Raw genomic sequence first — 25,471 nt, 5'->3', positions numbered from 1 at the left:
ATCGAGATTTTTCGGCTGCGACCTGTCGACTTTTTACCATTTAACAATCAGCCGCGAAACTCGCTGCGACCGTTGTACTTGGCTTTACCTGCCAGTTGCTCTTCGATACGCAGCAATTGGTTGTACTTGGAAACGCGGTCGGAACGGCACAGGGAACCGGTCTTGATCTGCCCAGCCGAAGTGCCCACGGCCAGGTCGGCGATGGTCGAATCTTCGGTTTCGCCGGAGCGGTGGGAGATCACGGCGGTGTAGCCCGCAGCCTTGGCCATCTGGATGGCTTCCAGGGTTTCGGTCAGGGTGCCGATCTGGTTGAACTTGATCAGGATCGAGTTGGCGATCTTCTTGTCGATGCCTTCTTTCAGGATCTTGGTGTTGGTCACGAACAAGTCGTCGCCAACCAGTTGGATTTTCTCGCCGATCTTGTCGGTGAGAACTTTCCAGCCCGCCCAGTCGGACTCGTCCAGGCCATCTTCGATCGAGATGATCGGGTAGCGCTCGGTCAGGCCTTTGAGGTAGTCGGCAAAACCTTCGGAGGTGAACACGTGGCCTTCGCCGGCCAGGTTGTACTTGCCATCTTCGTAGAACTCGCTGGCAGCGCAGTCCAGAGCCAGGGTCACGTCGGTACCCAGCGTGTAGCCAGCATTGGCAACAGCTTCGGAGATCACTTTCAGTGCATCTTCGTTGGACGCCAGGTTCGGTGCGAAACCACCTTCGTCACCCACGGCGGTGCTCAGGCCACGAGCCTTCAGCACAGCTTTGAGGTGATGGAAAATCTCGGTCCCCATGCGCAGGCCTTCGGAGAAAGTCTTGGCGCCAACCGGCTGCACCATGAATTCCTGGATGTCGACGTTGTTATCGGCGTGCTCGCCACCGTTGATGATGTTCATCATCGGCACCGGCATCGAGTAAACACCCGGGGTGCCGTTCAGGTTGGCGATGTGTGCGTACAACGGCAGGTCCTGGTCCTGGGCAGCGGCCTTGGCAGCAGCCAGGGACACAGCGAGGATGGCGTTGGCGCCCAGGCTGCCTTTGTTTTCAGTGTTGTCGAGCTTGATCATCGCGTGGTCCAGGGCTTTCTGGTCCAGCGGGTCCTTGCCCAGCAACAGGTCACGGATCGGGCCGTTAATGTTGGCTACAGCCTTGAGTACACCTTTGCCCAGGTAACGGCTCTTGTCGCCATCACGCAGTTCCAGCGCTTCGCGCGAACCCGTGGAAGCACCGGACGGCGCGCACGCGCTGCCGATGATGCCGTTATCGAGAAGCACGTCGGCTTCGACGGTGGGGTTGCCACGGGAGTCGAGAACTTCACGACCTTTGATGTCGACGATTTTTGCCATTGTTGTAAACACTCCAAAGTTGACGAAAACGACGCAGCTGAAGGAAATCTTTTGACCGACCGCAAGGGTGGAACAACGGGCAGGCTTGCAGGCGACAAGGCTCAGGCCCGCAGGCCTAAGCGTAAAGCGAGGGAAAGTCTACCGGAGAAATGGCGCTTACGCGGTCTCTACTGTCGGAAAACTCTTGACCAGTTCGTCCAACTGCTTGAGCTGGGCCAGAAACGGCTCCAGCTTGTCCAGGCGCAGAGCGCATGGGCCGTCGCATTTGGCATTGTCCGGGTCCGGGTGGGCTTCCAGGAACAGGCCCGCCAGCGACTGGCTGATGCCTGCCTTGGCCAGGTCCAGCACTTGGGCACGCCGCCCGCCGGCGGAGTCGGCGCGACCACCGGGCATTTGCAGCGCGTGGGTCACGTCGAAGAACACCGGGTATTCGAACTGTTTCATGATGCCGAAACCGAGCATGTCCACCACGAGGTTGTTGTAGCCGAAGCTCGAACCACGCTCGCAGAGGATCAACTGGTCGTTACCCGCTTCCACGCATTTGCTCAGGATGTGCTTCATTTCCTGGGGCGCGAGAAACTGGGCTTTCTTGATATTGATCACAGCGCCGGTCTTGGCCATGGCGACCACGAGGTCGGTCTGGCGCGACAGGAAGGCCGGCAGCTGGATGATGTCGCACACCTCGGCGACCACGGCAGCCTGCTCAGGCTCGTGGACGTCGGTGATGATCGGCACGCCGAAGGCTTGCTTGATGTCCTGGAAGATCCGCATGCCTTCTTCAAGGCCCGGGCCGCGATAAGAGGTCACGGACGAACGGTTGGCCTTGTCAAAGCTGGCCTTGAACACGTAAGGGATACCGAGTTTCTGGGTAACCTTTACGTACTCTTCACAGACCTGCATCGCCATGTCGCGGCTTTCCAGCACGTTCATGCCGCCGAACAGCACCATGGGCTTGTCGTTGGCAATCTCGATGTCGCCTACGCGAATGATCTTCTGGGCCATCAGGTTTACGCCTTCTTCTGATGTTGCGTCAGTGCAGCTTTAACGAAACCGCTGAACAATGGGTGACCGTCGCGCGGGGTCGAGGTGAACTCAGGGTGGAACTGGCAGGCCACGAACCACGGATGATCCGGTGCCTCAACCACTTCAACCAGCTTGCCATCACCGGAGCGACCGGAGACTTTCAGGCCGGCTTCTTTGATTTGCGGCAGCAGGTTGTTGTTCACTTCGTAACGGTGACGGTGACGCTCGACGATCACGTCCTTGCCATAGCAATCGTGAACCAGCGAGCCAGACTCCAGCAGGCAATCCTGCGCGCCAAGGCGCATGGTGCCGCCCAGGTCGGAGCTTTCGGTGCGGGTTTCAACGGCGCCGGTAGCGTCTTCCCACTCGGTGATCAAGCCCACGACCGGGTGGCCGCTGGTGTGATCGAACTCGGTGGAGTTGGCGTCTTTCCAGCCCAGCACGTTACGGGCGAACTCGATAACGGCCACTTGCATGCCCAGGCAGATACCCAGGTACGGCACTTTGTTTTCACGGGCGAACTGCACGGCGGTGATCTTGCCTTCCACGCCACGCAGGCCGAAACCGCCGGGCACGAGGATCGCGTCAACACCTTCGAGCAGCGCGGTGCCCTGGTTCTCAATGTCTTCGGAGTCGATGTAGCGCAGGTTGACCTTGGTGCGGTTGCTGATACCGGCGTGGCTCATCGCTTCGATCAGCGACTTGTACGCATCCAGCAGCTCCATGTACTTGCCGACCATGGCGATGGTGACTTCATGCTCAGGGTTGAGCTTGGCGTCGACCACGGCTTCCCACTCGGACAGGTCCGCACCGTTGCACTGCAGGCCGAAACGCTCGACCACAAAATCATCCAGGCCTTGCGAGTGCAGGATGCCCGGGATCTTGTAGATGGTGTCGGCGTCTTCCAGGGCAATCACCGCACGCTCTTCAACGTTGGTGAATTGCGCGATCTTGCGACGCGAGGAAATGTCGATCGGGTGATCGGAGCGGCACACCAGCACGTCCGGCTGCAGGCCGATGGAACGCAGTTCCTTGACCGAGTGCTGGGTAGGCTTGGTTTTGGTTTCGCCAGCGGTGGCGATGTACGGCACCAGTGTCAGGTGCATCAGCATCGCGCGCTTGGCGCCGACTTCGAAACGCAACTGGCGGATAGCTTCGAGGAACGGTTGGGATTCGATGTCACCCACGGTGCCACCGATCTCGACCATCGCCACGTCGGCATCGCCTGCACCCTTGATGATGCGGCGCTTGATTTCGTCGGTGATGTGCGGGATCACCTGAATGGTTGCACCCAGGTAGTCACCACGGCGCTCTTTGCGCAGCACGTGCTCGTAGACGCGGCCGGTGGTGAAGTTGTTGTTCTGGGTCATGGTCGTGCGGATGAACCGCTCGTAGTGGCCCAGGTCCAGGTCGGTTTCGGCGCCGTCGTGTGTGACGAACACTTCACCGTGCTGGAACGGACTCATGGTGCCCGGGTCAACGTTGATGTACGGGTCCAGCTTGAGCATGGTGACCTTAAGTCCCCGCGCCTCCAGGATGGCCGCCAATGAAGCGGAGGCAATGCCTTTCCCCAATGAAGAAACAACACCGCCCGTGACGAATATGTAGCGCGTCATGAAAAACCCTAGAAGTCTGCGTTAAAGCGGTCCGAGCCGCCGGGGAAAGCGAAGGAAGGCCGAAGCCCCCGATCACCTGCATTAATCACAGTGCACCTTTCAAAAAAACCGCCGCGTTGTGACAGACCAGCAATGAAACACCGGTACGTTGATCGCTACACATTTTTTGGAATCGCCCAGCAAAGACTGCTTGGTAATCGGCAACTGCTGCGATTCAGTCGAATCCACAGAAGTTGTATCAAGAAGGGAGCGTAGTCTACCGGAAAGGCTCTATCAGCTCAAACCTTGATCGCAAGTCTGTGGCATCCAATCCAATTGCCAGTCACGCGGCGGCATGGCCCATAGCCCCGCAAGGCTTGGGACAGCCAGCAATTGCTCACCCTGATAGAGCAGCGGCAATCTGCCACGCACGAAGCCCGGCAACCCACATTCGTTAAGCAGACGCTTCAAGTCACGCCGGCCCCGACCTGGCACTTCAATGATTTCGCCGCCCTGGCGGTAACGGACCACAAACGGGCCTTCGGGGGCCTTGCCGATAAATTTCAGCTGACCATTGCCGGGTAACTCTAGTGGGTTTTGCGGGCAGGGCCAGCTCACCGATGCGTCGGAAAATTCCGACCAAGTGGTGGGCAACCACCAAAGGCGTTCGCCGCAACGATGCAACTGACCATCGGCCAGGCGCCACAGCGGCTGTGCGTCGCCCTTGGCGTCACGCAGGGAATACCAGCCGGCCCAGTGGTCGCTGTCGGGTAAACGGGTCAGCGGTGTCAGCCAGTGGCGCAGGACGTTGCGTTGACGGGCGTCGGAAAGTTCGCGCAATGGCGCAAGCACCAGCGACGGCAAAGCCAGCCAGGGAAACGGCGAAGGTTGATCGGCGGTTTGCAGGTCCATGCGCGCCAACTCGTCGAGCAGGCCTTGGGCTTCGCTCAGATGCTCAGCAGTGCGAGCCAGGCTGGAAACTGCTTGGGGCCAACGCTGCGTCAGCGCGGGGAAAACACGGTGACGCAGGTAATTACGCGAGAAGCGTGGATCAGCATTGGAGGGATCTTCGATCCAGGCCAACTGATGCTCACGGGCGTAGGCTTCCAATTCAGCACGCGAGGCTTTCAGCAGCGGCCGCACCAAGTGGCCACCCGCCAAAGGGCGATGTGCGGGCATTGCCGCCAACCCGCGCACGCCGGCCCCACGCAGCAGGCGAAACAACAAGGTTTCAGCCTGATCGTCGCGATGCTGCCCGGTGAGCAACACCTCCCCTGCCCCGGTGGCCTCACTAAACGCCTGATAACGCGCGTCACGCGCTGCACGCTCAAGGCTGGCGCCGGGCTGGACGTGCACGCGCATCACCCGCAAGGGCACGCCCAGGCGGTCACATACTGCTTGGCAATGACTGGGCCAGGCGTCGGCGGCAGCTTGCAGGCCATGGTGGACATGGATTGCGCTGAGCGTTGGAAGGGTGTCGGTGTTTGCCAGGGTGGCCAGGAGGTGCAGCAGAACGGTGGAGTCCAGACCACCCGAGAATGCGATATGCCAGGCCGAGGCGTTGCGCCAGGGAGCCAGGGCTTGCAGAAGTTTGGCAGATAGGACCGATGTCATCGAAGCACCCCGAGCATGATCGTTCCCACGTTCTGCGTGGGAATGCATCGCGTGACGCTCCGCGTCACCTATGCGCAGGGCTCAAGCCTTGCACCGCCCTCGGGACGCGGAGCGCCCCAGCCGGCGTTCCCACGCAGAGCGTGGGAACGATCGTAGCGTCGACTTTAGAGACCGTAGCTCATCAGGCGCTCGTAACGACGGGCCAGCAGCGCCTCGTTATCGAACTTCTTGAGCATCGCCAGTTGCGAGCCCAGCTCAGCGCGGATGGTCGCGGCCGCGGCGGCCGGGTCGCGGTGGGCGCCGCCCAATGGCTCGGCGATGACTTTATCAACGATACCCAAGCCCTTGAGGCGATCAGCCGTGATGCCCATGGCTTCAGCAGCGTCCGGCGCTTTTTCGGCGGTTTTCCACAGGATCGAGGCGCAACCTTCCGGCGAGATCACCGCGTAGGTCGAATATTGCAGCATGTTCAGTTGATCGCAGACGCCAATGGCCAGTGCACCGCCGGAACCACCCTCACCAATCACGGTGGCGATGATCGGGGTTTTCAGGCGCGCCATGACACGCAGGTTCCAGGCAATCGCTTCGCTCTGGTTGCGCTCTTCGGCGTCGATGCCTGGGTAAGCACCCGGGGTGTCGATGAAGGTCAGGATCGGCATCTTGAAGCGCTCGGCCATTTCCATCAGGCGGCACGCCTTACGGTAGCCTTCAGGGCGCGGCATGCCGAAGTTGCGACGAACTTTCTCGCGCACTTCACGGCCTTTCTGGTGACCGATCACCATCACCGGCTGGTCGTCCAGGCGAGCGATACCGCCCACGATGGCCGCGTCGTCGGAGAAGTGGCGGTCGCCGTGCAGCTCGTCGAACTCGGTGAAGATGTGCTGAATGTAGTCCAGGGTGTACGGACGGCGCGGGTGGCGAGCCAGGCGCGCGATCTGCCAGCTGGTCAGCTTGCCGAAGATTTCTTCGGTGAGCGTGCTGCTCTTGTCTTGCAGGCGAGCGATCTCATCGCCGATATTCAGCGAATTGTCATTGCCGACCAGGCGCAATTCTTCAATCTTGGCTTGCAGGTCAGCGATCGGCTGTTCGAAATCAAGAAAATTCGGGTTCATAAGCGTCCGTCTTGGGTCGACGGCCAAGGAGTGCCTGGCCAGCCGGTTGTCTATTCGCGCCCTACCTTAAGGGAGAGGCGTGTTTAGGTCGAGATTAAATGTTCAGTCGAGATCAGACATATCTGACCGTCAACGGTATTGGAGGAAGACGTTGTCTCGCCCGAACTGGTCACGCAAAGCTTGAATCAAGCCATCAGCGGGATCAATTCGCCACGTCTCCCCGAACTGCAACATCGCCTTGGCGTCATTGCCGGTGTACTCCATGGTCACCGGGCACGCGCCACGGTGGCGTTTGAGCAGGTCACCCAACCAGCGTAGCTGATCGCCCTTAAGGGCTTCGGTCTTGACCTTCAAACGCAGGCTTTCGGCGAGGTTGGTGCGCGCATCTTCCATGCTCATCACCCGCTTGATTCGCAGGCGCAGGCCGCCGGAGAAGTCGTCGTTGCTGACCTCCCCTTCCACCACCACCATCGCATCAGTCTGCAGCAACGACTGTGCGGAATGGAAGGCGTCGGCAAACAGCGAGGCCTCGATCCGGCCCGAGCGGTCGTCGAGGGTGATAAAGCCCATCTTGTCGCCCTTCTTATTTTTCATCACCCGCAGGGCGATGATCATGCCAGCGACGGTCTGAGTGTCTCGCGCCGGTTTCAGGTCGATAATGCGCTGACGGGCGAAACGGCGGATTTCGCCTTCATATTCGTCAATCGGGTGACCGGTAAGGTACAGGCCCAGGGTGTCTTTCTCGCCCTTGAGCCGTTCCTTGAGGGTCAGCTCCTTGGCCTTGCGGTGGTTGGCGTACACATCCGCGTCTTCTTCAACGAATAACCCGCCAAACAGGTCGGCGTGACCGCTGTCGTGGGTGCGGGCAGTCTGCTCGGCGGCCTTGATCGCTTCTTCCATGGCGGTCAGCAGCACTGCACGGTTGCGGTCGATATTCGCTTGGTAAGCCTTCGGCTCATCATGGAAATACGGGCCGAGACGGTCGAGTGCGCCGCTGCGGATCAAACCATCGAGGGTACGTTTGTTGATGCGTTTAAGGTCAACCCGCGCACAGAAGTCGAACAGGTCCGTGAACGGCCCATTCTGGCGCGCTTCGGTGATGGCTTCCACTGGGCCTTCGCCCACCCCTTTGATCGCGCCCAGGCCATAAATGATGCGGCCTTCGTCGTTCACCGTGAACTTGAACTCCGAGGCGTTCACGTCCGGCGCGTCGAGGCGCAGCTTCATGGTGCGCACTTCCTCGATCAAGGTCACGACCTTGTCGGTGTTGTGCATATCCGCCGAGAGTACCGCGGCCATGAACGGCGCCGGGTAGTGGGCTTTCAGCCAAGCGGTCTGGTACGACACCAGGCCGTAGGCGGCGGAGTGAGATTTGTTGAAGCCATAACCGGCGAATTTTTCTACCAGGTCGAAGATGTTACCGGCCAGGTCCGCGTCGATATTGTTGGTGGCGCAACCTTCAATGAAACCGCCGCGCTGCTTGGCCATTTCCTCGGGCTTTTTCTTACCCATGGCGCGACGCAGCATGTCTGCACCGCCGAGGGTGTAACCGGCCATGACCTGGGCGATCTGCATCACCTGTTCTTGATACAGGATGATGCCGTAAGTCGGCGCCAGTACCGGCTTGAGGCCTTCGTATTGGTAGTCGGAGTGCGGGTACGCCAGTTCGGCGCGACCGTGCTTACGGTTGATGAAGTCATCCACCATGCCCGATTGCAGCGGGCCGGGACGAAACAGTGCCACCAGTGCGATCAAGTCTTCCAGGCAGTCGGGCTTGAGCTTTTTGATCAGCTCCTTCATGCCGCGCGACTCGAGCTGGAACACCGCCGTGGTTTCGGCTTTTTGCAGTAACTGGTAGGTCGGTTTGTCGTCCAGCGGGATAAAGGCGATATCCAGCGGCTCTTCGTTGACCTTAGCGCGCTCGCGGTTAATCGTCTTCAGCGCCCAGTCGATGATCGTCAGGGTCCGCAGGCCGAGGAAGTCGAACTTCACCAGGCCAGCGGCCTCAACGTCGTCTTTGTCGAACTGGGTAACCAGGCCGCCGCCTTCTTCATCGCAATAAATCGGCGAGAAGTCGGTGAGCTTGGTCGGTGCAATAACTACACCGCCGGCGTGTTTACCGACGTTACGCACCACACCTTCGAGCTTACGCGCCATGTCCCAGATTTCGGCAGCTTCTTCATCAACCTTGATGAAGTCACGCAGGATTTCTTCCTGCTCATAGGCCTTTTCCAGGGTCATGCCGACTTCGAACGGGATCATCTTCGACAAGCGGTCCGCCAGGCCGTAGGACTTGCCCTGCACCCGCGCCACGTCACGAATTACCGCCTTGGCCGCCATGGAACCGAACGTGATGATCTGGCTGACCGCGTTGCGGCCGTATTTCTCGGCCACGTACTCAATCACGCGGTCGCGACCGTCCATGCAGAAGTCGACGTCGAAGTCGGGCATGGAAACCCGTTCCGGGTTCAGGAACCGTTCGAACAGCAGGTCATATTCCAGCGGGTCGAGGTCGGTGATCTTCTGCACGTAGGCCACCAGCGAACCGGCACCTGACCCCCGGCCCGGACCTACCGGCACGCCGTTGCTCTTGGCCCACTGGATAAAGTCCATCACGATCAGGAAGTAACCGGGGAACCCCATCTGGATAATGATATCCAGCTCGAAATTCAGCCGGTCAACGTAGACCTGGCGTTTGGCCTCGTAATCTTCAGTGGTGTCCTTGGGCAGCAGAACGCTGAGGCGATCTTCCAGACCATCGAAGGACACTTTGCGGAAATACTCGTCGATGGTCATGCCATCGGGAATCGGGAAGTTGGGCAGGAAGTGCTTGCCCAGCTTAACTTCGATGTTGCAGCGCTTGGCGATTTCGACGGAGTTTTCCAGGGCCTCGGGCAGGTCGCTGAACAGCTCGGCCATCTCGTCGGCGCTTTTGAGGTACTGCTCTTCGCTGTAGTTCTTCGAGCGGCGCGGGTCATCCAGGGCCCGGCCTTCGCCGATGCACACGCGGGTTTCGTGAGCCTCGAAATCTTCCTTCTTGATAAAGCGCACATCGTTGGTCGCGACCAGCGGCGCACCCAGCTTGTCAGCCAGGCCCACGGCGGCGTGCAGATGCTCTTCATCATTGGGGCGGTTGGTACGTTGGACTTCCAGGTAGAAGCGGTCGGGGAAAACCGCCATCCACTCGCGGGCCAGCACTTCGGCTTCCTGCGGGTTGCCGCCGAGCAGCGCGATACCGATCTCGCCCTCTTTGGCCGCCGAGAGCATGATCAAGCCCTCGCTCGCTTCGGCCACCCACTCGCGCTCGATGATGATTGAGCCGTTACGCTGGCCGTCGATAAAACCGCGGGAAATCAGTTCGGTGAGGTTGCGATAACCCACGCCGTTCATCGCCAACAGGCTGATGCGGCTCAGGGGGTTATCCGGGTCTTTGTTGGACAGCCACAGGTCGGCGCCACAAATCGGCTTGATGCCGGCGCCCATGGCGTTCTTGTAGAACTTGACCAGGGAACACATGTTGTTCTGATCGGTCACCGCTACCGCAGGCATGTTCATGCCCACCAGGGTTTTGACCAGCGGTTTGATCCGTACCAGGCCGTCGACCAGGGAGTATTCAGTGTGCAGGCGCAGGTGAACGAATGAAGCCGGCATAGTGATCCTGTCTTAAACTTAGAAACAACAAAACCCGGAAATCCGGCATTTAAAGCTACTGCGCTTGGTAATGCTGCGTTGAACAGCGCCTCGAAATGCTCATTGGCTAAAGCCAACTCCGCTTTCTCGCTGCTGCTCGCCTTGCCTTACCGGCGCTCGCTACGCTTTAAAGGCCGGATTGTACCGGGCCTTGAGCAAAACATCAGCCTCGCGACTAAACCTCGCCGAGGCTCTCACGCAACTCGTAAGCCTGACGCACCGGGGCGAACGAACGGCGGTGGATCGGTGTAGGGCCGAGGCGAGCCAAGGCTTCCAGATGAACGGGCGTCGGGTAGCCTTTATGGCCGCCGATGCCATAGCCGGGGTAGATCAATTCGAACGCGGCCATTTCACGATCACGGCTGACCTTGGCCAAGATCGAGGCCGCGGCAATGGCTGGAACCTTGCTATCGCCCTTGACTACCGCCTCTGAGGGCATTGCCAATTTCGGGCAACGGTTGCCGTCGATCATTGCCATTTTTGGCGTGATGTGCAGGCCTTCCACCGCGCGCTGCATGGCCAGCATGGTGGCGTGGAGAATATTCAGCTCGTCGATTTCTTCGACTTCGGCCCGAGCGATATGCCAGCTCAGGGCTTTTTCGCAGATCTCGTCGTACAGTTTTTCACGACGGGCTTCGGTGAGTTTTTTCGAATCGTTGAGGCCGAGGATCGGGCGGTTCGGATCAAGAATCACCGCCGCCGTAACGACTGCGCCACACAACGGGCCACGCCCTACTTCGTCAACACCCGCCACCAGTTCGTGGGCTTGGGCAACCAGGCTGAAATCCAGGCCCATTTGCTTCGTCATAAGGCTTCCTGTTTATGGCCGATCAAGGTCAGCACAGCATCTGCCGCCTGGTTCGACGCATCACGGCGCAGGGTACGGTGAATGTCGTCGAAACCACGGGTCTGCTCTTCGCCGCCATCGATCAAGGGTAGTAGAGTTTGCGCAAGCGCCTCGGGCGTTGCATCGTCCTGCAACAACTCCGGCACCAGCAGACGCTGAGCCAGCAGGTTGGGCAAGGAGATGTAAGGACTTTTGACCATACGCTTGAGAATCCAGAAGGTCAGCGGCGCCAGGCGATAAGCCACAACCATTGGGCGCTTGTAGAGCAAGGCCTCCAGTGTGGCGGTGCCCGATGCGATCAGTACCGCATCGCAAGCCGCCAGGGCCAGGTGCGATTGACCGTCCAGCAAGGTCACCGGCAGGTTGCGTGCTTCAAGCAGCGTTTCGATTTGTGCACGGCGTTGCGGGCTGGCACACGGCAACACGAAACGTATGCCAGGCTTCAACGTCTGCAGGCGCTCGGCGGCATCAAAAAACAGCGCCCCCAGACGGCCCACTTCACCACCACGACTGCCCGGCATCAGCGCGACGAGAGGACCGTCGGCCAGGCCTAGCTCAGCACGGGCGGCGGCGCGGTCGGCCTGCAAGGGAATGGTGTCGGCCAGGGTGTGGCCGACAAATCGGACCGGCACGCCCTTCTCTTCGTAAAACTTGGCTTCGAACGGCAGCAAAGTCAGCATCAAGTCGCAGCCTTCACGGATCTTCAGCACCCGCTTCTGACGCCACGCCCATACCGATGGGCTGACGTAGTGCACGGTCTTGATTCCGGCCTGACGCAACTTGAGTTCGATATTGAGGGTGAAATCCGGCGCATCGATTCCGATAAAAACGTCAGGCTTTTCTTCGATCAGGGTCTGAATCAGCAGCTTGCGGCGAGCCAGAAGCTCACGCAGACGGCCCAACACTTCGACCAGCCCCATGACCGACAGACGCTCCATGGGAAAGTAAGACGTGAGACCTTCGGCCTGCATGAGCGGGCCACCCACGCCGATAAACTCCACCGCAGGGTGCTGGGCCTTGAGGGCCCGCATCAAACCGGCGCCCAGAATATCGCCTGAAGCTTCTCCGGCGACCAGCGCGATACGCAGACTAGCCATGATTAGCGAGTGATGCCGCGAGTCGAAGCCTGGATCGAGTCACGGAATATCGCGACTTCCGGGAACAACGCGGCAGGCTCGGTCAGTTCGGTCAGCGCTTGGTCAACCGTCAGCCCCTGGCGGTAAACCACTTTATAGGCCCGGCGCAGCGCGTGAATCGCCTCTTCGCTGAAACCGCGACGGCGCATGCCTTCGAAGTTCATGCTGCGCGCCTCGGCCGGGTTGCCGAACACGGTGACGAATGCAGGAACGTCCTTGCCGATCGCAGTGCCCATGCCGGAAAAGCTGTGGGCGCCGATATGGCAGTACTGGTGCACCAGGGTGAAGCCGGACAGGATCGCCCAGTCGTCAACGTGCACATGGCCTGCCAGCGCAGTGTTGTTGACCAGGATGCAATGGTTGCCGATCACGCTGTCATGGCCGATGTGCGCATAGGCCATGATCAGGTTGTGATCACCCAAGGTAGTTTCTGCACGATCCTGCACCGTGCCACGGTGAATGGTCACGCCTTCTCGGATGATGTTGTGGTCACCGATTACCAGGCGCGTTTCTTCACCTTTGTACTTCATGTCCGGAGTGTCTTCACCTACCGAGGAAAACTGGTAGATGCGATTGTGTTTGCCAATCCGGGTCGGACCTTTAAGGATCACGTGTGGCCCGATGACAGTCCCCTCGCCGATTTCAACACCTGCGCCGACGATCGACCAAGGGCCGACCTCAACGTCGGCGGCCAGAACGGCCGACGGATCGATGATTGCGCGAGGGTCAATCAAACTCATAGTTTGCGTTCCGCACAGATGATCTCAGCGGAGCACACCGGCTTGCCGTCCACCGAGGCCTGGCATTCGAACTTCCAGATCTGGCGCTTGCAGCTGATGAACTTGGCTTCCAGGATCAACTGGTCACCCGGGGTGACCGGGTTGCGAAAGCGCAATTTGTCGGAGCCCACGAAATAGTAAAGCGTGCCATCGGCAGGCTTGAGGTCGAGCATTTTAAAACCAAGGATACCGGCAGCCTGGGCCATCGCTTCGATGATCAACACGCCCGGCATGATTGGATGCGCAGGGAAGTGACCGTTGAAGAATGGTTCGTTGATGCTGACATTCTTGTAGGCACGAATGCGCTTTTCCTCGACGTTGAGGTCCACTACACGGTCCACCAGCAGGAACGGGTAACGGTGAGGCAGGTATTCGCGAATCTCGTTGATGTCCATCATTTCGGGGGGAAGCCTGTAATAAAGATTGGGGGCGGGCGGACTAAACGCACGCCCCGCTAGCAAATCAAGGAGGCAGTCTAGCGGCTGTGCACACTTGATATGGAAATGGTATCAGCCTTCTGATGAAGCATTACCGCCAGGGGTCACGTCCCCAACACGCTTTTCCAGCTGTTTAAGGCGTCTAGCCATGTCGTCAAGCTGCCTCAAGCGCGCTGCACTCTTGCGCCATTCAGCCGCAGGCTGCATGGCGGTACCGGATGAGTAGGCGCCTGGCTCGGTAATCGAGTGGGTCACCATGGTCATGCCGGTAATGAAGACGTTGTCGCAAATATCGATATGCCCCACCAGCCCAACGCCACCGGCGAGCATGCAATGCTTGCCGATTTTGGTGCTGCCGGAGATCCCTACGCAGGCGGCCATGGCGGTGTGATCGCCAATCTGCACGTTATGGGCGATCTGGATCTGGTTGTCGAGCTTCACACCGTTACCGATCACGGTATCGGCCAAGGCCCCGCGATCCACAGCAGTGTTGACGCCGATTTCCACGTCATCGCCGATCAATACGCCGCCGACCTGAGCAATCTTGTGCCAGACACCTTTGGAGTTGGCAAAGCCAAAACCTTCGCCACCGATCACAGCGCCGGACTGAATGACTACCCGCTCACCGATACGCACGTCGTGGTACAGGGTGACGCGAGGCGCCAGCCAACCATCAACACCGATTTCGCAGCGCGCGCCGATAAAGCAATGCGCACCCACGGTGACGCCGGCAGCAATGCGGGCACCACTCTCGATCACCGCAAATGCGCCAATGCTGGCCGCAGGGTCAACCTGGGCATCATCGGCGATGACGGCCGATGGATGAATACCACCCGCGGCCTTGGGCTTTGGATCGAACAGGTGCGACGCCCGGGCGTAAGCCAGGTAAGGATCGGCCACCACCAGCGCATCCCCGGTAAACCCTTCAGCATCGGCGGCCTTCAGCAAAACGGCTGCGGCTTGGCTGTCGACCAGGTATTTACGGTATTGGGGATTTGCGAGGAAGCTCAACTGAGCTGGGCCAGCCTCCTGCAAGGTGGCTAGCCCAGTGATTTCTTTCTCCGGGGAGCCACTCAAGGTGGCCCCCAGGAACTCGGCCAACTCGCCGAGTTTGATAGTCGCGGTCATGGCTTACTTCAGCTGGTTCATGCGCTCGATCACCTGGCGGGTGATGTCGTATTGAGGCTTGACGTCAATGACGGCGCCGCGCTCGAACACCAAGTCAAAGGCACCTTTCTTGATGACTTCTTCCACAGCGCTGTCGAGTTTCGGCTTGAGCTGCTTGAGCATTTCACGGTCAGCAACGGCTTTGGCTTCGTTCAGCTCCTTGGACTGGAACTGATAGTCACGGGCCTTTTGCTTGAATTCAAGCTCCAGACGCTCACGCTCGCCTTGCTGCATTTTGTCGCCACCGGCTACCAGACGGTCCTGAATGCCTTTGGCGCTGCTTTCCAGCGTCTTGAGCTTGGTCAGTTGCGGACCAAACTTCTTCTCGGCATCCACGGCGTATTTCTTGGCCGCGTCAGATTCCAGCAGAGCCATCTGATAGTTCAGGACGGCGATTTTCATTTCGGCGAAGGCCGGGGTGGTTACCAGCACGGTGGCCAGCAGAACCAATTGAGTCAACTTACGCACGATGTACTCCTACAGAATCCGTTGTCGTTATCTTGGGTCAGACGCTTAGAACGTCTGGCCGAGGGAGAATTGGAAAATCTGGGTTTCAGCGTTATCCGGTTTCTTGATCGGCATGGCCAGAGCAAAGCTCAGCGGGCCAAGCGCGGTCACCCAGGTCACACCAACACCCACGGAGCTGGCCAAGTTACTCAGGCTGACGTCGTTGCACTGAGTCTGGGACTTCACGCCGCTCGGGTTGGTGACCTGCTGACACTTGGAATCGAACACGTTACCCACGTCCCAGAACAGCGAAGTCCGCAACGAACGCTGATCCTTGACGAATGGCAGTGGGAACAAAAGCTCCGCACCACCCTGGATCAACACGTTACCACCGAACGCCAGAGGGTCATTGTTGGAGTCAACGGTGGTGCCCTGGTTACCGGTTACAGCCTGATCACGGCTTGGGGTACCACGTGGGCCCAAGGTGCTGTCTTTGAAGCCACGCACCGAGTTGAAGCCACCGGCATAGTAGTTCTCGTAGAACGGCAGCCCATTGGTCGAACCATAACCATCGCCATAACCCAGCTCAGTGTGCAGGCGCATGGTGTAGTTATCGCTCAACGGCTGGAACAACTGGCCACGGTAATCGAGTTTGAAGAACGACAGGTCGCTGCCCGGCGTAGTGGCTTCCGCAGTCAAGCTTTGGGAATGACCACGGGTTGCCAGCACACCTTTGTTCAGGGTGGATTCCGACCAACCGACCGAAGCCTTGAAGTTCAGGAACTGATCACCCTCGCGACGCGTGAAGTCGAAAATCTCGTCCGTGGTGTAAACACCAGTCTTGATTTTGTCCTGCTGTGCAGTAAAGCCGAAGGTCAGACGCGAAGTTTCGCTGATCGGGTAACCGATGTTGACACCGGCACCAAGACTGTCGATCGCATAGCTCGCAACGTCAACGTTAAGGTCTTTGTAGTCAGTGGTGCGGTAAAAGGCGTTGTAGCCCAGGCTCACACCGTCAGCAGTCCAGTAGGGGTCCACATAACCGAAGTTATAGCGGCTCTGGTATTCGCTTCGGGTCAGGCCGATGGAGACTTTGTTACCGGTACCGAGGAAGTTGTTCTGGGTGATCGAGCCACCGAGGATCAGGCCGGCACTCTGTGCGAAGCCGACGCTGGCGGTGATCGAGCCCGACGCTTGTTCTTCAACGGCGTAGTTCACGTCGACCTGGTCATCCACACCCGGTACGGCCGGGGTTTCAACGTTGACTTCTTTAAAGAAGCCCAGGCGTTCAAGACGGGTCTTGGACTGGTCGATCAGGTAAGTCGACGCCCAGCCACCTTCCATCTGGCGCATTTCACGACGCAGCACTTCGTCCGCAGACTTGGTGTTGCCACGGAAGTTGATGCGGTTCACGTAGGCACGCTTGCCTGGGTCGACGACGAAGGTGATGTCCACAGTGTGGTCATCATCGTGCGGAGTCGGAACGCCGTTGACGTTGGCGAAGGTATAGCCTTCGTTACCCAGACGACGGGTGATCAGCTCGGAAGTAGTGGTCATCAGCTTGCGCGAGAACACTTGGTTCTTCTGCACCAGCAACAGCGCCTTGACCTGGTCTTCAGGTACTTTCAGGTCGCCGCTGAGCTTCACGTCACGAACGGTGTATTTCTCGCCTTCGTTGACGTTCACAGTAATGTAGACGTGCTTCTTGTCCGGGGTGATGGACACCTGGGTCGAAGCGATATCCATGTTGATATAGCCACGGTCCAGGTAGTAGGAACGTAGACGCTCCAAGTCACCAGAGAGCTTTTCACGGGCGTACTTGTCATCGTTCTTGAAGAACGACAGCCAGTTGGTGGTCTTGAGCTCGAACAGGTCGATCAGGTCGTCATCAGCGAACTTGGTGTTGCCCACCACGTTGATGTGCTGAATTGCCGCCACGGTGCCTTCGTTGATGTTGACCTTCAGGCCGACACGGTTACGAGGCTGGGGGACCACTTCAGTTTCCACGGACGCTGAGTAGCGACCCTGGGCAACGTACTGACGTTGCAGTTCGTTACGCACACCTTCAAGGGTGGCGCGCTGGAAGATCTCACCCTCGGCAAGGCCGGATTGCTTGAGACCCTTCATCAAGTCTTCAGTGGAGATCGCCTTGTTACCCTCGATCTCGATACTGGCGACGGAAGGTCGCTCGACGACGGTGATGACCAGGACGTTGCCTTCGCGACCCAGTTGGATATCTTGAAAGAACCCGGTTTTGAACAGCGCACGAGTGGATTCCACCAGGCGACGATCATCCGCCTGTTCCCCGACGTTCAACGGCAAGGCACCAAAGACGCTACCGGCGGAAACCCGCTGGAGGCCGTTGACGCGAATATCGGAGATAGTGAAGGACTCGGCGTGAACTTCGGCGATCATCAATACGGTGAGAACCGCAGTTAGCAGCAGACGTTTCATGAAGTCCTTTCTTATTCCAACTGGCAATAAACAAACTGCCGCAAAATGCGGCAGATTCGCAATTCAGCGAAGCGTTACAGTCGTCCCAGATCGTTGACCAGAGCTAACAACATCACTCCGACCACCAAACTGATACCGATCTGTATCCCCCAACCCTGCACCCGATCCGACAAGGGGCGACCACGCACCCACTCGACCAGATAAAACAACAGATGCCCCCCATCCAATACTGGGATGGGCAGCAAATTCAGAACTCCAAGGCTAATACTCAGATAAGCCAGGAAATTCAGGAAATCCGCGACACCCGACTGGGCAGAAGCGCCCGCCACTTTAGCAATGGTTATCGGTCCACTCAAGTTTTTTACCGAGAGCTCGCCGAACAACATTTTCTTGAGCGATTCGAGGGTCAGCACACTCATGGTCCAAGTGCGCTTTGCACCCTCACCAATCGCCGCCAAAGGCCCGAAACTGACCTCGCGCACCATCGACGGTGGCCACTCGACACCTTTCACCCCTGCACCGAGATACCCCCCGGCTGCCTTGGCTTCCCCACGAACCGACAAGGTCACGGGGACGTCGATTTGAGCACCATCGCGCTCAACTTTCAGCACAATTTTGGTATCAGGGCGTACACGCACCAGATCGACCACTTGCTGCCAGTCACCCAGCGCCTGACCATCAAGGGCCAACAGACGGTCGCCGGTTTTCAGGCCGGCAGCCTGCGCCGGGCCCTTCGGATCCAGCTCGGCGAGCACCGGCGGCAACGCCGGGCGCCAAGGACGAATACCCAGGGACTTGATCGGATCAGGTTCGTCCGCCCCTTTAAGCCAATGGTCCAGAGCCAATTCGCGCGGCGTCTCGGCAGTGGAATCCTGTTCGCGCACCACTACATTGATGGTGCCGCTTTCACCCATGCGGCGCACCAACTGCAAATTGACAGCGCCCCACCCGGTGGTCGGCTCGCCATCAATAGAAACAATTTCCTGCCCGGCGACCAGGCCAGCCTTGGCCGCCATGCTGTCCGACTCGACTGCGCCGATGACCGGGCGCACCTGCTGGCTGCCCATCATGGCCAAGACCCAGAAAAACACTATCGCCAACAAGAAGTTGGCGATCGGGCCGGCCGCAACAATAGCGATACGCTGACGAACGGTCTTGCGGTTGAAGGATTGGTCCAACTGATCAGCAGGCACTTCGCCTTCGCGCTCATCGAGCATCTTGACGTAGCCACCCAACGGGATGGCCGCAATCACGAACTCAGTACCACGCCGGTCGTGCCAACGTAGCAACGGCATGCCGAAACCGACGGAAAAGCGCAGTACCTTGACGCCGCAACGACGCGCCACCCAAAAGTGGCCGAATTCGTGGAAGGTAACCAGCACACCCAGAGCAACCAGGGTGCCGACGATCATGTAGAGCGCACTCATCTAATTTCTCCGCATTCCAATCCAGTGCCTGAGGGCTCAAACCTGCCCACAGACTAACGCGCGTTGCGGTTCAACCACTGCTCAGCCAGCGCACGGGCCTTGGTATCCGCCTCGAACACTGCGCCCAAATCATCCACTGCTACCACCGGCTCAAGACTCAGAACGTCCTCGATGATACTCGCGATCTGCGGAAAGCGAATACGCTGCTCGAGAAACGCCGCCACCGCTACCTCATTGGCCGCATTGAGCATCGCCGGCGCGCTGTTACCCGCCTCGGCCGCCTGACGCGCCAGGCGCAGGCATGGAAAGCGCTGCTCGTCCGGCGCTTCGAAGTCCAGGCGTGCAATGGCGAACAAATCCAACGGTGCCACGCCGGAGTCAATCCGTTCCGGCCACGCCAGGGCGTTGGCGATTGGCGTACGCATGTCGGGGTTGCCCAACTGAGCCAACACCGAACCATCCACGTAGTCGACCAGGGAATGAATCACACTTTGTGGATGGATTACCACCTCGACCTGATCAGGCCGCGCGTCGAACAGCCAGCACGCCTCGATCAACTCCAGGCCTTTGTTCATCATGCTCGCCGAATCCACGGAGATTTTGCGCCCCATGGACCAGTTCGGGTGTGCACAGGCTTGATCTGGCGACACATGTTCAAGATCAGCCAGCGGAGTCTGCCGGAACGGGCCACCGGAAGCCGTAAGAAGAATCCGCCGCACACCCACTTGGCTCAGACCACGGGCAAAATCACCGGGCATGCATTGGAAGATCGCGTTGTGCTCGCTATCCAGAGGCAGCAGAACGGCACCGCTTTTGCGTACCGCCTGCATAAAGAGTGTGCCGGACATGACCAGCGCTTCTTTATTCGCCAGCAGGATCTTCTTGCCCGCGTCGACTGCCGCCAGCGTCGGGCGCAAACCTGCCGCCCCGACAATGGCCGCCACAACGGTGTCGACTTCGGAGTCCGCCGAGACCTGGCACAAGCCCTCCTCGCCCACCAACACCTGCGTGGCAAGGCCGGCGGCGCGCAGATCATCCTGCAAACCACGTGCGCCAGCTGCTTGCGGCACGACCGCAAAGCGTGGCGCATGGCGCACGCACAGGGCCAGCAACTCACTTAATCGCGTGAAGCCGGTCAGGGCGAACACTTGGTAACGATCCGGATGACGAGCAATCACATCCAGCGTGCTCAGCCCGACCGAGCCGGTCGCACCTAGCACGGTTACCTGCTGCAGGCGGCTCACGAAGCGGTCATCCACAACAGCACGGCAAAGACCGGGATCGCCGCGGTAAGGCTGTCGATACGATCCAGCACGCCGCCATGGCCCGGCAGCAGGTTGCTGCTGTCCTTGATCCCGGCCTGGCGCTTGAACATGCTTTCAGTGAGGTCACCCACCACAGAGATAAACACCACGACAGCCGTACCCAACAGGGCCAGGAGTATTTCCTTCACCGACCAGTCGCGCACAACCCCCACAACCAGCGTGATCACCAATGTGAATGCCAAGCCGCCGTAAACACCTTCCCAGCTCTTGCCCGGGCTGACTGACGGCGCCAGCTTGCGCTTGCCGAAAGCCCGGCCCGAGAAATAGGCACCGATATCAGCCCCCCAGACCAGCACCATCACCGCCATGATCAGCCAGTTACCCATTGGCGAATTCTTGATTTCCACCAACCCTTGCCAGGCCGGCAGCAGAATCAACAAACCAATCACTAACTTGCTGGCCACACTCGACCATTGGCTACTCGTACGCGGGTAGGTCAGCACCAGGAAGGTCGCCAGCGCCCACCACAGTACCGCCGCGCCCAGCACCCAAGGCACGACAATGCTTGAGAGCGTATGCATGAGAAACAGCAGCAGCGCCACCACAGCGGCGTACACCACACGCGGCAACTGCTCGCTGAAACCCGCCAGGCGCGCCCATTCCCAGGCACCCAGGGTCACGACCAGGCCGATAAACAGCGCAAAGCCGGAACCGTCGAGCAGAAAAAAACCGCACAAGGCAATCGGCAGCAGGATCAGTGCTGTGATGATTCGTTGTTTAAGCATTTAAACCCGGGCTCCAGCTTCGATCTGCTCGCTCGTTTTACCGAAGCGACGCTGACGGGAAGCGAAATCGGCCAGCGCATTGCGCATGGCATCGTGTTTGAAGTCCGGCCAGAACAGGTCGGAGAAGTACAGCTCGGTGTAGGCCAGTTGCCACAACAGGAAGTTGCTGATGCGGTGCTCGCCACCGGTACGGATGCACAAGTCTGGCAACGGCAGGTCGCCGGTTACCAGGCAGGTTTGCAACAGTTCGGGCGTGATGTCGTCGGGCCGCAGGTGCCCGGCCTGCACTTCGCGGGCAAGCCGCTGCGCTGCCTGGGCGATATCCCACTGGCCACCGTAGTTGGCTGCAATCTGCAGCACAAAACGGTTGGCACCCGCGGTAATGGCCTCGGCTTCGCGCATGGCCGCTTGCAGCTCCGGATGGAACCGCGAGCGATCACCAATGATGCGCAGGCTGATGTTGTTGTCGTTGAGGCGCTTGGCCTCACGACGCAGCGCCTTGAAGAACAGGTCCATCAAGGCACTGACTTCTTCGGCGGGCCGCTGCCAGTTCTCGCTGGAGAAGGCAAACAGGGTCAACACTTCAACCTTGGCCTCGGCGCACACCTCAATCACGGCGCGCACCGCATCGACACCCGCTTTATGCCCGGCAACGCCCGGCATAAAGCGTTTCTTCGCCCAGCGATTATTCCCATCCATGATGATCGCGACATGGCGCGGCACCACGGAGGGCACAGTCTGCTTGGTCTTTTCCATGAAGGCGTCCTGACCCCTTATACGGCCATCAGGTCCTTTTCTTTTTCTTCCGTGGCCTTGGTGATCTGGGCCTCAGCGTCTTTGGTCAGCTTGTCGATATCAGCGACGGCACGACGCTCTTCGTCTTCGCTGATTTCTTTATCCTTGACCAGTTTCTTCAGGTCACCCAACGCATCGCGGCGGATGTTACGCACAGCAACACGAGCATCTTCGGCTGCGCTGCGCGCCTGCTTGGTGAAGCCCTTACGGGTTTCTTCGGTCAAGGCTGGCATGGAGATCAGCAACAACTCGCCCAGGTTGGTCGGGTTGAGGTTCAGACCGGCGCTCTGGATCGCTTTGTCGACAGCGCCGAGCATGTTGCGCTCGAAGGCGACGACTTGCAGGGTGCGCGAGTCTTTTACGGTGATGTTGGCCACTTGGGTGATCGAAGTGTCTGCGCCGTAGTACGGCACCATCACGCTACCCAGGATGCTTGGGTGGGCCTTGCCGGTACGAATCTGACCAAATGCGTGGTTCAGAGAGTCCAGGGATTTCTGCATACGCTCTTGAGCGTCTTTCTTGATTTCGTTGATCATTGTTGGCCTTCCTCGATCAGAGTCCCTTCCGCGCCGCCGTGTACGATGTTCAGCAGGGCGCCGGGCTTGTTCATGTTAAATACGCGCAGCGGCATCTTGTGGTCGCGGCACAGGCAGATAGCCGTCAGGTCCATCACGCCCAGCTTGCGATCCAGCACTTCATCATAAGTCAGATGATCGAACTTCTCGGCATGCGGGTCTTTGAATGGGTCTGCAGTGTAAACACCGTCAACCTTGGTGGCCTTGAGCACCACGTCCGCGTTGATCTCGATACCACGCAGGCACGCAGCCGAGTCGGTGGTGAAGAACGGGTTGCCGGTACCGGCAGCAAAAATCACCACCTCTTTGGCATCCAGATGACGCATGGCTTTGCGCCGATCATAGTGATCCGTTACGCCAACCATGGAAATAGCCGACATGACGATAGCGGTGATATTGGCGCGCTCGAGGGCGTCACGCATGGCCAGGGCGTTCATCACAGTGGCCAGCATGCCCATGTGGTCGCCTGTTACCCGGTCCATCCCGGCAGCGCTCAGCGCCGCACCGCGGAACAGGTTGCCGCCGCCGATCACCAGGCCCACCTGAACACCGATACCGACCAACTGGCCGACTTCCAGTGCCATGCGGTCGAGTACCTTGGGATCGATCCCGAACTCTTCCGAGCCCATCAGGGCCTCGCCGCTAAGCTTGAGTAGAATGCGTTTATAGCGAGCCTGATAACCACTGCCCTGCTGAGCCATTGCGAATCTCTCCTGCGGCGTATTTTTTAAAAATTCTTGGCGAGCCGTTTACGGCTTGCGTTCACTCTAGCTGGACGCTATCACAGCGCCATCGGAACACGGCTTTGTAAGCCAGTTCCGAAAGGAAACCAAATAAAAATTGGCCTTCCCATTTGAAAAGAGGCTGCGCGCGTGAGCGGGCAGCCTCTTTCGGCGACAGTTAAAAACTGTCTTATTGCTTGGCGGCAGCCAGCTGGGCAGCAACTTCTTCAGCGAAGTTGTCGACCGGCTTCTCGATGCCGTCGCCTACTTTGTAGTAGGTGAAGGAAACGATTTCAGCACCGGCTTTCTTAGCCAGCTCGCCAACCTTGATTTCAGGGTTCTTGACGAACGCCTGCTCAACCAGGCTCGCTTCAGCCAGGAACTTGCTGATACGGCCTTTGATCATGTTTTCAACGATGTTTTCTGGCTTGCCGGCGATCTTGTCGGCGTTCAGGCTCAGGAACACAGCTTTTTCGCGCTCGATTGCGTCAGCAGACACTTCCGATGGCAGCAGGAACTCAGGGTTGCTGGCTGCTACGTGCATAGCGATGTCTTTAGCCAGCTCAACGTCGCCGCCTTTGAGGGCAACCACAACGCCGATTTTGTTGCCGTGCAGGTAGCCACCAACCACATCACCTTCGATGCGCGCCAGACGACGGATGTTGACGTTTTCGCCAACCTTGCCGACCAGTACCAGGCGAGCAGCTTCTTGAGCTTCGATCAACGGCTCGACGGTGGTCAGCTTGTCGTCGAATGCTTTCTTGACGCTGGCAGCAACGAACGCTTTGAAGTCGTCCTGCAGAGCCAGGAAGTCGGTCTGCGAGTTCACTTCCAGCAGAACTGCGGCTTTACCGTCTTCAACCAGAGCGATAGCGCCTTCAGCAGCTACGTTGCCTGCTTTCTTGGCAGCCTTGATGGCGCCGGAAGCACGCATGTCATCAATAGCTTTTTCGATGTCGCCGCCGGCCTTGGTCAAGGCCTTTTTGCAATCCATCATGCCTTCGCCGGTACGCTCACGCAGTTCTTTAACCAACGCTGCAGTAATCTCTGCCATTTCAAAATCCTCTTGGATAGGTTTTCAACCATTCCACCCGATCAAACGGGCGATCAATTCTTCCCGAATCACCCTTGTAGGCCGCTGCACGTTACAGAAGTTGTAGCTGCGCTGCCGACAAATGGTTTTCGAGGTGGCAAAAAGGGGGCCAAGCCCCCTTTTTGCTTACTGAGTCAACGCCAGGGCGTCAGTTACTCAGCGGCAGCTACCGGAGCTTCTTCAACGAACTGCTCGGTACCACCAGCAACGTGGTTGCGACCACGGATTACAGCGTCAGCCATCGAACCCATGTACAGCTGGATAGCGCGGATTGCGTCATCGTTGCCTGGGATGATGTAGTCAACGCCTTCCGGGCTGCTGTTGGTATCGACTACGCCGATAACCGGGATGCCCAGCTTGTTGGCTTCAGTGATCGCGATGCGCTCGTGATCAACGTCGATAACGAACAGTGCGTCAGGCAGACCGCCCATGTCCTTGATACCACCCAGGGAACGATCGAGCTTTTCCAGGTCGCGAGTGCGCATCAGCGCCTCTTTCTTGGTCAGCTTGGCGAAAGTACCGTCTTCGGCTTGCACTTCAAGGTCACGCAGACGCTTGATGGAAGCACGGATGGTTTTGAAGTTGGTCAGCATGCCGCCCAACCAGCGGTGATCGACGTACGGCGAACCGCAACGTGCTGCTTCTTCAGCAACGATCTTGCCAGCGGAACGCTTGGTGCCGACGAACAGAATCTTGTTTTTGCCCTGGGCCAGACGCTCTACGAAAGTCAGAGCTTCGTTGAACATTGGCAGGGTTTTTTCAAGGTTGATGATGTGGATCTTGTTACGCGCGCCGAAAATGTATTTACCCATTTTCGGGTTCCAGTAACGGGTCTGGTGACCGAAGTGCACACCGGCCTTCAGCATATCGCGCATATTGACTTGGGACATGATAGTTCCTTAATAAGTCGGGTTTGGCCTCCACGTATCCCAATGACCAACCAGCGGCATTCGCCTCCGGCACCCAGGTCATCGTGTCGACACGTGTGTGGATTTAAGCTCTGCGGGGCATCCCCGGAAAGCGGCGCATTTTATACCACACGAAGGACAAAAACGAAACCCGCAATCACATTTGCCGTGTTCGGCTTTTGTGTAAGCCTTTGAATAGAGCCAACATGCCCCCACCTTATAGAGAGAAGCGATCGTCAGACGCTCATGATTTGCCGCCAGCG

21 protein-coding genes are annotated in these 25,471 nt (G+C 58.7%); all 21 read right to left on the bottom strand.

Features of this window, described 5'->3' with window-relative positions; genetic code table 11:
• Nucleotides 1-47: 47 nt before the first annotated feature.
• Nucleotides 48-1,337 carry a phosphopyruvate hydratase gene (eno, locus tag ACI77I_RS05960; RefSeq protein WP_094950040.1) on the bottom strand — a complete coding sequence of 430 codons (1,290 nt, stop codon included), beginning with the start codon at nt 1,335-1,337 and terminating at the stop codon, nt 48-50.
• A gap of 156 nt (nt 1,338-1,493) precedes the next feature.
• Complete coding sequence (gene kdsA, locus ACI77I_RS05955) at nt 1,494-2,339, bottom strand: 3-deoxy-8-phosphooctulonate synthase (RefSeq protein WP_048719919.1); 846 nt, start codon at nt 2,337-2,339, stop codon at nt 1,494-1,496.
• 5 nt (nt 2,340-2,344) lie between these two features.
• Nucleotides 2,345-3,976, bottom strand: coding sequence for a CTP synthase (locus ACI77I_RS05950; RefSeq protein ID WP_094950041.1), 1,632 nt, complete (start codon nt 3,974-3,976; stop codon nt 2,345-2,347).
• Nucleotides 3,977-4,249: 273 nt separating this feature from the next.
• Nucleotides 4,250-5,569 (bottom strand): tRNA lysidine(34) synthetase TilS, encoded by a 1,320-nt coding sequence (gene tilS, locus ACI77I_RS05945; protein ID WP_406997127.1) that lies wholly within the window; start codon nt 5,567-5,569, stop codon nt 4,250-4,252.
• A gap of 164 nt (nt 5,570-5,733) precedes the next feature.
• Nucleotides 5,734-6,681: an acetyl-CoA carboxylase carboxyltransferase subunit alpha gene (locus ACI77I_RS05940; RefSeq protein ID WP_406997126.1), complete on the bottom strand. Its 948-nt coding sequence runs from the start codon at nt 6,679-6,681 to the stop codon at nt 5,734-5,736.
• Nucleotides 6,682-6,810: 129 nt separating this feature from the next.
• Nucleotides 6,811-10,332 (bottom strand): DNA polymerase III subunit alpha, encoded by a 3,522-nt coding sequence (dnaE, locus tag ACI77I_RS05935; RefSeq protein ID WP_094950043.1) that lies wholly within the window; start codon nt 10,330-10,332, stop codon nt 6,811-6,813.
• Between the two features lie 214 nt (nt 10,333-10,546).
• A complete protein-coding gene (gene rnhB, locus ACI77I_RS05930) occupies nt 10,547-11,179 on the bottom strand; it encodes a ribonuclease HII (RefSeq protein ID WP_094950044.1) in 633 nt (210 codons plus the stop codon).
• Nucleotides 11,176-12,315, bottom strand: a complete 1,140-nt coding sequence (lpxB, locus tag ACI77I_RS05925; RefSeq protein ID WP_406979137.1) for a lipid-A-disaccharide synthase — start codon at nt 12,313-12,315, stop codon at nt 11,176-11,178. The genes rnhB and lpxB overlap by 4 nt, the downstream gene beginning before the upstream one ends.
• Before the next feature lie 2 nt (nt 12,316-12,317).
• Complete coding sequence (lpxA, locus tag ACI77I_RS05920; RefSeq protein ID WP_094950046.1) at nt 12,318-13,094, bottom strand: acyl-ACP--UDP-N-acetylglucosamine O-acyltransferase; 777 nt, start codon at nt 13,092-13,094, stop codon at nt 12,318-12,320.
• Nucleotides 13,091-13,531 (bottom strand): 3-hydroxyacyl-ACP dehydratase FabZ, encoded by a 441-nt coding sequence (gene fabZ, locus ACI77I_RS05915; RefSeq protein WP_003172281.1) that lies wholly within the window; start codon nt 13,529-13,531, stop codon nt 13,091-13,093. The genes lpxA and fabZ overlap by 4 nt, the downstream gene beginning before the upstream one ends.
• 111 nt (nt 13,532-13,642) lie before the next feature.
• Nucleotides 13,643-14,698 (bottom strand): UDP-3-O-(3-hydroxymyristoyl)glucosamine N-acyltransferase, encoded by a 1,056-nt coding sequence (lpxD, locus tag ACI77I_RS05910; RefSeq protein WP_406997125.1) that lies wholly within the window; start codon nt 14,696-14,698, stop codon nt 13,643-13,645.
• A 3-nt stretch (nt 14,699-14,701) separates the two neighbouring features.
• Nucleotides 14,702-15,205, bottom strand: coding sequence for an OmpH family outer membrane protein (locus ACI77I_RS05905; protein ID WP_003172279.1), 504 nt, complete (start codon nt 15,203-15,205; stop codon nt 14,702-14,704).
• A gap of 45 nt (nt 15,206-15,250) precedes the next feature.
• A complete protein-coding gene (gene bamA, locus ACI77I_RS05900) occupies nt 15,251-17,638 on the bottom strand; it encodes an outer membrane protein assembly factor BamA (protein ID WP_406997124.1) in 2,388 nt (795 codons plus the stop codon).
• 74 nt (nt 17,639-17,712) lie between these two features.
• The gene (rseP, locus tag ACI77I_RS05895) at nt 17,713-19,065 is read right to left on the bottom strand and encodes a sigma E protease regulator RseP (RefSeq protein WP_094950049.1); all 1,353 of its coding nucleotides are present in this window, start codon (nt 19,063-19,065) and stop codon (nt 17,713-17,715) included.
• A gap of 53 nt (nt 19,066-19,118) precedes the next feature.
• On the bottom strand, nt 19,119-20,309 hold the full coding sequence (gene ispC, locus ACI77I_RS05890; RefSeq protein ID WP_094950050.1) for a 1-deoxy-D-xylulose-5-phosphate reductoisomerase: 1,191 nt from the start codon (nt 20,307-20,309) through the stop codon (nt 19,119-19,121).
• On the bottom strand, nt 20,306-21,115 hold the full coding sequence (locus ACI77I_RS05885) for a phosphatidate cytidylyltransferase (RefSeq protein ID WP_094950051.1): 810 nt from the start codon (nt 21,113-21,115) through the stop codon (nt 20,306-20,308). The genes ispC and ACI77I_RS05885 overlap by 4 nt, the downstream gene beginning before the upstream one ends.
• The gene (uppS, locus tag ACI77I_RS05880; RefSeq protein WP_016974405.1) at nt 21,116-21,871 is read right to left on the bottom strand and encodes a polyprenyl diphosphate synthase; all 756 of its coding nucleotides are present in this window, start codon (nt 21,869-21,871) and stop codon (nt 21,116-21,118) included.
• 17 nt (nt 21,872-21,888) lie between these two features.
• Nucleotides 21,889-22,446, bottom strand: a complete 558-nt coding sequence (gene frr / locus ACI77I_RS05875) for a ribosome recycling factor (protein ID WP_049709667.1) — start codon at nt 22,444-22,446, stop codon at nt 21,889-21,891.
• The gene (gene pyrH, locus ACI77I_RS05870) at nt 22,443-23,186 is read right to left on the bottom strand and encodes a UMP kinase (RefSeq protein ID WP_048719949.1); all 744 of its coding nucleotides are present in this window, start codon (nt 23,184-23,186) and stop codon (nt 22,443-22,445) included. The genes frr and pyrH overlap by 4 nt, the downstream gene beginning before the upstream one ends.
• Before the next feature lie 211 nt (nt 23,187-23,397).
• Complete coding sequence (gene tsf, locus ACI77I_RS05865) at nt 23,398-24,261, bottom strand: translation elongation factor Ts (protein ID WP_094950053.1); 864 nt, start codon at nt 24,259-24,261, stop codon at nt 23,398-23,400.
• 191 nt (nt 24,262-24,452) lie between these two features.
• A complete protein-coding gene (rpsB, locus tag ACI77I_RS05860) occupies nt 24,453-25,190 on the bottom strand; it encodes a 30S ribosomal protein S2 (protein ID WP_003219330.1) in 738 nt (245 codons plus the stop codon).
• Nucleotides 25,191-25,471 lie beyond the last annotated feature (281 nt).

The organism is Pseudomonas sp. D47 (genome assembly GCF_045447305.1).
Classification (GTDB): Bacteria; Pseudomonadota; Gammaproteobacteria; order Pseudomonadales; family Pseudomonadaceae; genus Aquipseudomonas.
This window is presented reverse-complemented; position numbering and strand designations above follow the sequence as displayed.

What these genes read in the sequence shown, in the direction of transcription:
- eno (WP_094950040.1), bottom strand. Translation starts at nt 1,337, where the DNA reads ATGGCAAAAATCGTCGACATCAAAGGTCGTGAAGTTCTCGACTCCCGT.
- kdsA (WP_048719919.1), bottom strand. Translation starts at nt 2,339, where the DNA reads ATGGCCCAGAAGATCATTCGCGTAGGCGACATCGAGATTGCCAACGAC.
- ACI77I_RS05950 (WP_094950041.1), bottom strand. Translation starts at nt 3,976, where the DNA reads ATGACGCGCTACATATTCGTCACGGGCGGTGTTGTTTCTTCATTGGGG.
- tilS (WP_406997127.1), bottom strand. Translation starts at nt 5,569, where the DNA reads ATGACATCGGTCCTATCTGCCAAACTTCTGCAAGCCCTGGCTCCCTGG.
- ACI77I_RS05940 (WP_406997126.1), bottom strand. Translation starts at nt 6,681, where the DNA reads ATGAACCCGAATTTTCTTGATTTCGAACAGCCGATCGCTGACCTGCAA.
- dnaE (WP_094950043.1), bottom strand. Translation starts at nt 10,332, where the DNA reads ATGCCGGCTTCATTCGTTCACCTGCGCCTGCACACTGAATACTCCCTG.
- rnhB (WP_094950044.1), bottom strand. Translation starts at nt 11,179, where the DNA reads ATGACGAAGCAAATGGGCCTGGATTTCAGCCTGGTTGCCCAAGCCCAC.
- lpxB (WP_406979137.1), bottom strand. Translation starts at nt 12,315, where the DNA reads ATGGCTAGTCTGCGTATCGCGCTGGTCGCCGGAGAAGCTTCAGGCGAT.
- lpxA (WP_094950046.1), bottom strand. Translation starts at nt 13,094, where the DNA reads ATGAGTTTGATTGACCCTCGCGCAATCATCGATCCGTCGGCCGTTCTG.
- fabZ (WP_003172281.1), bottom strand. Translation starts at nt 13,531, where the DNA reads ATGATGGACATCAACGAGATTCGCGAATACCTGCCTCACCGTTACCCG.
- lpxD (WP_406997125.1), bottom strand. Translation starts at nt 14,698, where the DNA reads ATGACCGCGACTATCAAACTCGGCGAGTTGGCCGAGTTCCTGGGGGCC.
- bamA (WP_406997124.1), bottom strand. Translation starts at nt 17,638, where the DNA reads ATGAAACGTCTGCTGCTAACTGCGGTTCTCACCGTATTGATGATCGCC.
- rseP (WP_094950049.1), bottom strand. Translation starts at nt 19,065, where the DNA reads ATGAGTGCGCTCTACATGATCGTCGGCACCCTGGTTGCTCTGGGTGTG.
- ACI77I_RS05885 (WP_094950051.1), bottom strand. Translation starts at nt 21,115, where the DNA reads ATGCTTAAACAACGAATCATCACAGCACTGATCCTGCTGCCGATTGCC.
- uppS (WP_016974405.1), bottom strand. Translation starts at nt 21,871, where the DNA reads ATGGAAAAGACCAAGCAGACTGTGCCCTCCGTGGTGCCGCGCCATGTC.
- frr (WP_049709667.1), bottom strand. Translation starts at nt 22,446, where the DNA reads ATGATCAACGAAATCAAGAAAGACGCTCAAGAGCGTATGCAGAAATCC.
- pyrH (WP_048719949.1), bottom strand. Translation starts at nt 23,186, where the DNA reads ATGGCTCAGCAGGGCAGTGGTTATCAGGCTCGCTATAAACGCATTCTA.
- tsf (WP_094950053.1), bottom strand. Translation starts at nt 24,261, where the DNA reads ATGGCAGAGATTACTGCAGCGTTGGTTAAAGAACTGCGTGAGCGTACC.
- rpsB (WP_003219330.1), bottom strand. Translation starts at nt 25,190, where the DNA reads ATGTCCCAAGTCAATATGCGCGATATGCTGAAGGCCGGTGTGCACTTC.